Source organism: Microvirga calopogonii (genome assembly GCF_003347665.1).
In the GTDB taxonomy this organism is placed as follows: domain Bacteria; phylum Pseudomonadota; class Alphaproteobacteria; order Rhizobiales; family Beijerinckiaceae; genus Microvirga; species Microvirga calopogonii.
The window spans coordinates 23,066-29,834 of sequence record NZ_QDGA01000055.1; the positions used below are offsets into that span (position 1 = coordinate 23,066).

5 protein-coding genes and 1 pseudogene are annotated in these 6,769 nt (G+C 64.6%); 3 read left to right on the forward strand and 3 right to left on the reverse strand.

What is annotated here, in order from left to right; genetic code table 11:
• Positions 1-3 precede the first annotated feature (3 nt).
• From DDF70_RS25350 to DDF70_RS25360, 3 genes are all read left to right on the forward strand, one after another.
• On the forward strand, positions 4-792 hold the full coding sequence (locus tag DDF70_RS25350; RefSeq protein ID WP_162820653.1) for a FadR/GntR family transcriptional regulator: 789 nt from the start codon (positions 4-6) through the stop codon (positions 790-792).
• Positions 793-912: 120 nt separating this feature from the next.
• Positions 913-2,634, forward strand: a complete 1,722-nt coding sequence (araD, locus tag DDF70_RS25355; RefSeq protein ID WP_114947549.1) for an L-arabinonate dehydratase — start codon at positions 913-915, stop codon at positions 2,632-2,634.
• Between the two features lie 62 nt (positions 2,635-2,696).
• Entirely contained in the window at positions 2,697-3,746 is a 1,050-nt protein-coding gene (locus DDF70_RS25360; RefSeq protein ID WP_114947550.1) for an aldose epimerase family protein, read from the forward strand.
• Here the strand turns inward: DDF70_RS25360 and DDF70_RS25365 are convergent.
• The 3 genes and pseudogenes from DDF70_RS25365 to DDF70_RS25375 all read right to left on the reverse strand — a co-directional run.
• Positions 3,747-3,977, reverse strand: a pseudogene (locus tag DDF70_RS25365) (SDR family oxidoreductase); the annotation flags it as partial.
• A gap of 74 nt (positions 3,978-4,051) precedes the next feature.
• Positions 4,052-4,966: a DMT family transporter gene (locus tag DDF70_RS25370; protein WP_114947552.1), complete on the reverse strand. Its 915-nt coding sequence runs from the start codon at positions 4,964-4,966 to the stop codon at positions 4,052-4,054.
• Positions 4,967-5,144: 178 nt separating this feature from the next.
• Entirely contained in the window at positions 5,145-6,755 is a 1,611-nt protein-coding gene (locus DDF70_RS25375) for a phosphoenolpyruvate carboxykinase (RefSeq protein WP_114947553.1), read from the reverse strand.
• Between the last annotated feature and the right edge of the window lie 14 nt (positions 6,756-6,769).

The following is a 6,769-nucleotide window of genomic DNA, read 5'->3' on the forward strand; positions in this document are numbered from 1 at the left end:
CCCATGAACGAACGCTCCTTCCTCTCCGATCTGTCCCTCAACACTGTCGCCCGCAAGCGCAATCTCGTGAGCGATCTGGCGGAAGCGATCTCCCGCGAGATCGCTGAAGGGCGGCTGCAGGCAGGCGATCGTTTGCCGACCGAGGCCGAACTCGCCGCAGCGGCCGGCGTCAGCCGGACCGTGGTGCGCGAGGCCGTGGCGGCGCTGAAGGCGGCCAAACTTGTCCAGACCCGGCAAGGCGCCGGTGCTTTCGTGCTCCCGCCCCCGCCGAAATCGGATTTCTTCGCATCCCTCAGCAATGGCGAAGTGGACGACATCCTGGCCATGCTGGAGCTACGCCTCGCGGTGGAAGTGGAGGCCGCTTCGCTTGCGGCCGTGCGCCGGACGGACGAGGAAATGGCTGCGCTCGATAGAGCCTTGGAGAACATCGTCAAAGGCGAGGATTACGGCATCGCGGCCGATCTCGAATTCCACCGCATTCTCGCGGGCGCCACCAAGAACCCCTACTTCGCGCGCTTCCTGGACTTCCTTGGAGAATTCGCCGTGCCCCGCCGCTCCGGCCAGATGGACCCGGTGGGGGTGGACCAGCGCCAGCGCGATTATCTCAGCGTGATCGAACGCGAGCACCGGGCGATCCGCGACGCCATCGCCATGGGCGACTCGAACCTCGCCGCCGCCATGATGCGCGCACACCTGGCCAACAGCCGCAACCGCTATTCGGCCCGGATCCTGCAGTCGTCGGACAAGCCAGCGCCCAAGACCGTCAACGTCCGCTCCGCCGCCAAGGCCTGAGCCCACAGACCAGACAAAAGGGGCGGCCGCACTTGACAGCCGGCCCCAAAACGGCGACGAATTTTCAAAGTTGTATGACATATGGCTTTTGTGCCGTCAGGCGCGGGGAGTGAAACAAGAATGGCCAAGCGATCGCCCGAACAGTTGAGAAGCTACCGCTGGTTTGGCGTCACCGATCTGCGCTCCTTCGGGCATCGGTCCCGGACGCTCCAGATGGGCTATGCCCGTGAAGACTTCATGGGCAAGCCGGTGATCGCGATCATCAACACCTGGAGCGACATCAATCCCTGTCACTCCCATTTCCGTGCGCGCGTCGAGGACGTGAAGCGCGGCGTTTGGCAGGCAGGCGGTTTCCCCATCGAGCTGCCAGCGCTGTCGTTGTCGGAGAACTTCGTCAAGCCGACCACGATGCTCTATCGCAACCTTCTCGCGCTGGAGGTGGAGGAGTTGCTCCGCTCCCACCCGGTCGACGGCGCGGTGCTCATGGGCGGCTGCGATAAGACGACGCCTGCCACCGTCATGGGCGCGATCAGCATGAACCTGCCGATGATCTTCATGCCGGCCGGTCCCATGATCCGCGGCCACCATGCGGGCACGATCCTGGGCTCCGGATCCGATATCTGGAAGTACTGGGCCGAGAAGGAAGCAGGCACCATCACGGACCAGCAATGGAACGACATGGAGGCCGGCATCGCGCGCTCGCCTGGCACCTGCATGACCATGGGCACGGCTTCCACGATGACGTCGATCGTCGAGACGCTGGGCCTGAGCCTCCCCGGCGCCGCCTCCATCCCGGCCGTCGATGCCGCCCATCCGCGCATGGCGAGCCTCACCGGCCGCAAGATCGTCGAGATGGTGTGGGACGATCTGAAGCCCAGCGACATCCTCACGCGACGCTCGTTCGAGAACGCCCTGATGGTGCACAACGCGCTCGCCGGCTCGACGAACGCGATGATCCATCTCGTGGCCATGGCAGGCCGTGCCGGCATCGAGGTCTCGCTGCAGGATTTCGACGACTTCGCCCAGAAGGTGCCGGTGATCGCCAACCTGCGTCCCTCGGGCCAGTGGCTGATGGAAGACTTCCATATCGCCGGCGGCATTCGCGGCCTCCTGTCCCGCCTCGCGCCGCTGCTGCATCTCGACGAGCGCACCGTGACGGGAACCCTGCGCGACGCCCTGGAAGGTGCTGCCGTTTACAACGACGACGTGATCCGTCCGCTCGACAAGCCGATTGCGGCCTCCGGCGGCACCGCGATTCTGCGCGGCAACCTTGCCCCAAAGGGCTGCGTGATCAAGCCGCCGGCAGCCGAGCCTCGGCTCTTGCAGCACACGGGCCCGGCCATCGTCTTCGACACCTACGACGAGATGACGAAGGCCGTGAACGATCTCGACCTCGACGTCACGCCCGATCACATCATGGTGCTGCGCAATGCCGGCCCCATCGGCGGACCGGGCATGCCAGAATGGGGCATGCTGCCGATTCCGAAGAAGCTGCTGAAGCAGGGCGTGCGCGACATGCTGCGCATCTCCGATGCACGCATGAGCGGCACCAGCTACGGCGCCTGCATCCTGCACGTCTCGCCGGAAGCGCATATCGGCGGTCCCCTGGCCGCGGTGAGGACGGGAGACCTCATCACGGTCGACGTGCCGAACCGCTCGATCCATCTTCATGTGAGCGACGAGCAGATCAAGGACCGCCTGCGCACCTGGTCGCCGCCGCCGCGCGACTATCCGCGCGGCTACAACAAGCTCTTCGCCCAGCACATCCGGCAGGCGGACGAGGGCTGCGACTTCGACTTCCTGGAAGGATCCGGCGGCGTGCCGGAGCCAGAGATCCACTGATCCTCCCCCTGGCCGGCAGCCCTGTCACATCACGGCGCTGCCGGCATTTTTTGCATCGGCTCATGAGCATCAAGAAATCCGCCTTCGGCACCATCGGCGGCGAAGCTGTCGAAGCCTTCGACATCGAGGCGGGCCAGGTCCGCACCACGATCATCACCTATGCGGCGGCCGTGAGCCGGCTGTTCGTTCCCGACGGCAAAGGGCGGCAGGCCGACATCGTCCTCGGATATGACGATCCTGAATCCTACGTTCAAAATCGCGGCTCGGCAGGCGCAATCTGCGGCCGCTATGCCAACCGGATCGCTGATGCGCGCTTCACGCTCGACGGCGAGACCTATTCCCTCTCGCAGAACGAAGCGCCTAACCACATCCATGGCGGCTTTCACGGTTTCAGCAAGAGGATCTGGACCGGCGAAGCCGATACGGCGAACAAGGCCGTTCGCCTGACATTGCAGCGGCCCGACGGCGACGAGGGCTATCCCGGGGCCGTCACCACAACGGTCACATACAGGCTGACGGACGATCCTGCGCTCGAAATCGTCATGGAGGCGACGACGGATCGCCCGACGATCGTGAACCTCGCCTATCACGGCTACTGGAATCTCGCCGGTCACGATTCAGGCCATGTCCGCGACCAGCATCTCCTGATCGACGCCGACCATTACACACCGGTCGGCCTCGGGAAGATCCCGACCGGCGAGCTCGCGCCCGTCGCCGGCACGGCTTTCGATTTCAGGTCGTCACGGCCCATCGGCGCAATGATCGACGACACGACGCAACTTCCCGAAGCGGGATACGATCACAATTTCTGTCTCAACGACAACGGGCAGCCTCTGCGACGCGCGGCGCGGGCGGTCCATCCCGCCTCAGGCAGGGGGCTGGAGATCTGGACCAACCAGCCGGGCGTGCAGTTCTACACGGCCAACCATTTCGGCAAGGCCCCGGCTGTCGGCAAGGGCGGCGCCGTCTATGACAGGCATGCCGGTTTCGCGCTCGAGACCCAGAATTTTCCGAATGCGCCGAACATCCCGCACTTCCCCTCGGCGGCGCTGCGTCCCGGTGAAACATACCGGCACGTGATGCGGATTCCGTTCTTCATCGCCGATCTCTGATCAGATGCCGGAGGCGAGATAGCCTCCGTCCACATTGAGCACCGTTCCGGTCACGAATCCTGATGCGGGCGAAGCCAGATAGATCGCAGCGCCCACGAGTTCGTCGAGCTGTCCGAAGCGGCCCGCGGGCGTTCTCAGAAGCGCGTTCTCCTTGCGCTTCGGGCTCATCTTGGACTGGTTCAGCTCCGTCAGGAAGAAGCCCGGCGAAATGGCGTTGACGCGAGCGCCGCGATCCGCCCACGACGAGAGCCGTCCTGCCCTGCAGCGGGAATTGCGATCCTGCCATCGTCACGTCGTTCCGATAGTCAACCAAGCTTCTTCTCCCCCACGCTTTGCTGCCGCGCCGACGATTCGAGTCGACGGGCTGGTCTGTTGTCCACCCTGCGCTGATGATCGAGGAGGTAGAGGACCGATCCGATCACCACGAGGGCTCCGGCGAGAACGTGCAGCTTCGGCTCATCGCCGAACACGAACAGCCCAACCGGAAGAGCCCAGATGAGTTTGGTGTATTGCATGGGCGCGACGCTCGATGCGGGTGCCCGGCGCAGAGACTCGATCATCAGGAACTGCGCCGACACCATGACGAGGCCGGCGACGATCACCAGCCCGGTATCGCTCCATTCGGGAACATGGCTCAGGGACAGGCCGGGCAGGCTCGCGGTCAATTGTCCGGCCATCACGGCCGCCACCATGATGGCGCGGTTTTCCTGCGATCCGATGGTGCGCATGATCAGGATCACGCCGGCTCCGACGAAGACGTTCAGGAACGCCGCCAGATGGCCGAACGACAGGGCCGCGTAACCCGGCTGCACCATGATCAGGATTCCGGAGAAGCCGACGAGGATCGCGGCCCATCGCGCCGGCGGGGTACGCTCGCCCAGGAGCCATGCTGCCGCGACCGTGACGACGAGCGGCGAGCCGAAGGTGATGGAATAGACATCCGCGAGGGGCAGGAGCGAGAAGGCATAGAACCCGGAGACCGTTCCCACGCCGGCGAGGAAGCCGCGTCCGATCAGCATCTTCGGATTGCGGATCGCCGAGAGCCTGTAAGCCTTGTCGCGCCAGATGACGACGCCCACCACGAGACAGGCGATGCCTGCCTGCATGGCGATGATCTGGAAGATCGGATAGTGGAGGGAGAGGAGCTTCACCAGGGTGTCGCTGGTCGCAAAGAGCCCGTTTGCGGCAATCGCAAAAAGGACACCTGTCAATCGGGTCACGGGCGAATCCCACCTGGCTTATGAGGCTGTAGCCCCATCTTATTTGCCTGTCATCATACATCCTTTTCGATGAGTCGGAATTCCCGCAGCGCATGGGTGGGAAGCGCTGCCGGTGGGACGGACAAACAAAAAGGCGGCCCGTGGGCCGCCTTTCGTCAAGAGAATGTCGAGACGTCCGTTACGCTGCGATCGACGTCTGCGGGGCAGCGGAGCGGACGTCGGAATCCACGTGGCCCTCGAAGCGCTTGAAGTTCTCGTTGAACATGTCGATCAGGCGCTTGGCGGTCTCGGCGAACTCCGCCTTGTTCTGCCAGGTCTTCACCGGGTACAGGATGTGCGGCTCGACGCCGGGCACCGAGGTCGGCACCGCGAAGCCGAAATACGGGTCGCGGCGGAAATCGGCGCGGGAGAGCGAACCGTCGAGAGCCGCCGTGAGCAGGCGGCGGGTGACACGGATCGGCATGCGCCGGCCGACGCCGTACTTACCGCCGGTCCAGCCCGTGTTGACGAGCCAGCAATCCACCGAGTGCTTGGCGATGAGATCGCGCAGCAGGTTGCCGTATTCGGACGGATGACGCGGCATGAAGGGCGCGCCGAAGCAGGTCGAGAACGTGGCCTCCGGATCCTTCACGCCCTTCTCCGTGCCCGCGACCTTCGCCGTGTAGCCGGAGAGGAAGTGGTACATGGCCTCGGCAGGCGTCAGCTTGGCGATGGGAGGCAGCACGCCGAAGGCATCGCAGGTGAGCATCACGATGTTCTTCGGAATGCCCGCGCGGCCCGTGGAGCTCGCATTGGGAATGAAGTCGAGCGGATAGGCGCAGCGCGTGTTCTCCGTCTTCGACGCATCGTCGAAATCGGGAATGCGCGTGATCGGATCGATGGTCACGTTCTCCAGCACCGTGCCGAAGCGCTCGGTGGTGGCGAAGATCTCGGGCTCCGCCTCGCGGGAGAGGCGGATCGTCTTGGCGTAACAGCCGCCCTCGAAGTTGAACACGCCGTTCGGGCCCCAGCCATGCTCGTCGTCGCCGAGCAGGACCCGGTTCGGATCGGCCGAGAGCGTGGTCTTGCCGGTGCCGGAGAGGCCGAAGAACACGGCCACGTCGCCCTCGTCGCCCACATTGGCCGAGCAATGCATGGGCATGACCTTCTGGGCGGGCAGCACGTAGTTCAGATAGGTGAAGACCGACTTCTTCATCTCGCCGGCATAGGACGTGCCGCCGATGAGCACGATCTTGCGCTTGAAGTCGCAGGCGATGACCGTCTCCGTGCGGCAGCCGTGCCGGGCCGGATCAGCCTTGAAGGACGGCAGGTCGATGATGGTCAGGCCGGGCACGTAATCGGCGAGCTCGCCCCGGTCGGGACGGATCAGCAGGTTGCGGATGAAGAGCGAATGCCAGGCATATTCCGTGAAGACGCGCGCCTTGACCCGGTAGGCCGGATCGGCGCCGCCGTAGAGATCCTGCGCGAACAGCTCCTTGCCCTCGGCATGGGCCAGGAAGTCGGCCAGCAGGGTGTCGAAATGGCCGGGCGTGATGGCGCCGTTGTTGTCCCACCAGACGGTGTTCTCCGTGGATTCGTCGCGCACCACGAACTTGTCCTTGGGGGAGCGGCCCGTATGCACGCCGGTGTCGGCCAGAAGCGCACCGCCCTGCACGAGCTTGGTCTCGCCCCGGGTCAGGGACTGCTCGTAGAGAGCAGGCGCCTCGAGGTTCCAGTAGACCCGTTTGAGATTGCGGAGGCCGGAGGCCTCGGCACCCTGTGCGCTGTTGAAGACGCCGATATTTTCCACGGAAGACTTCTCCT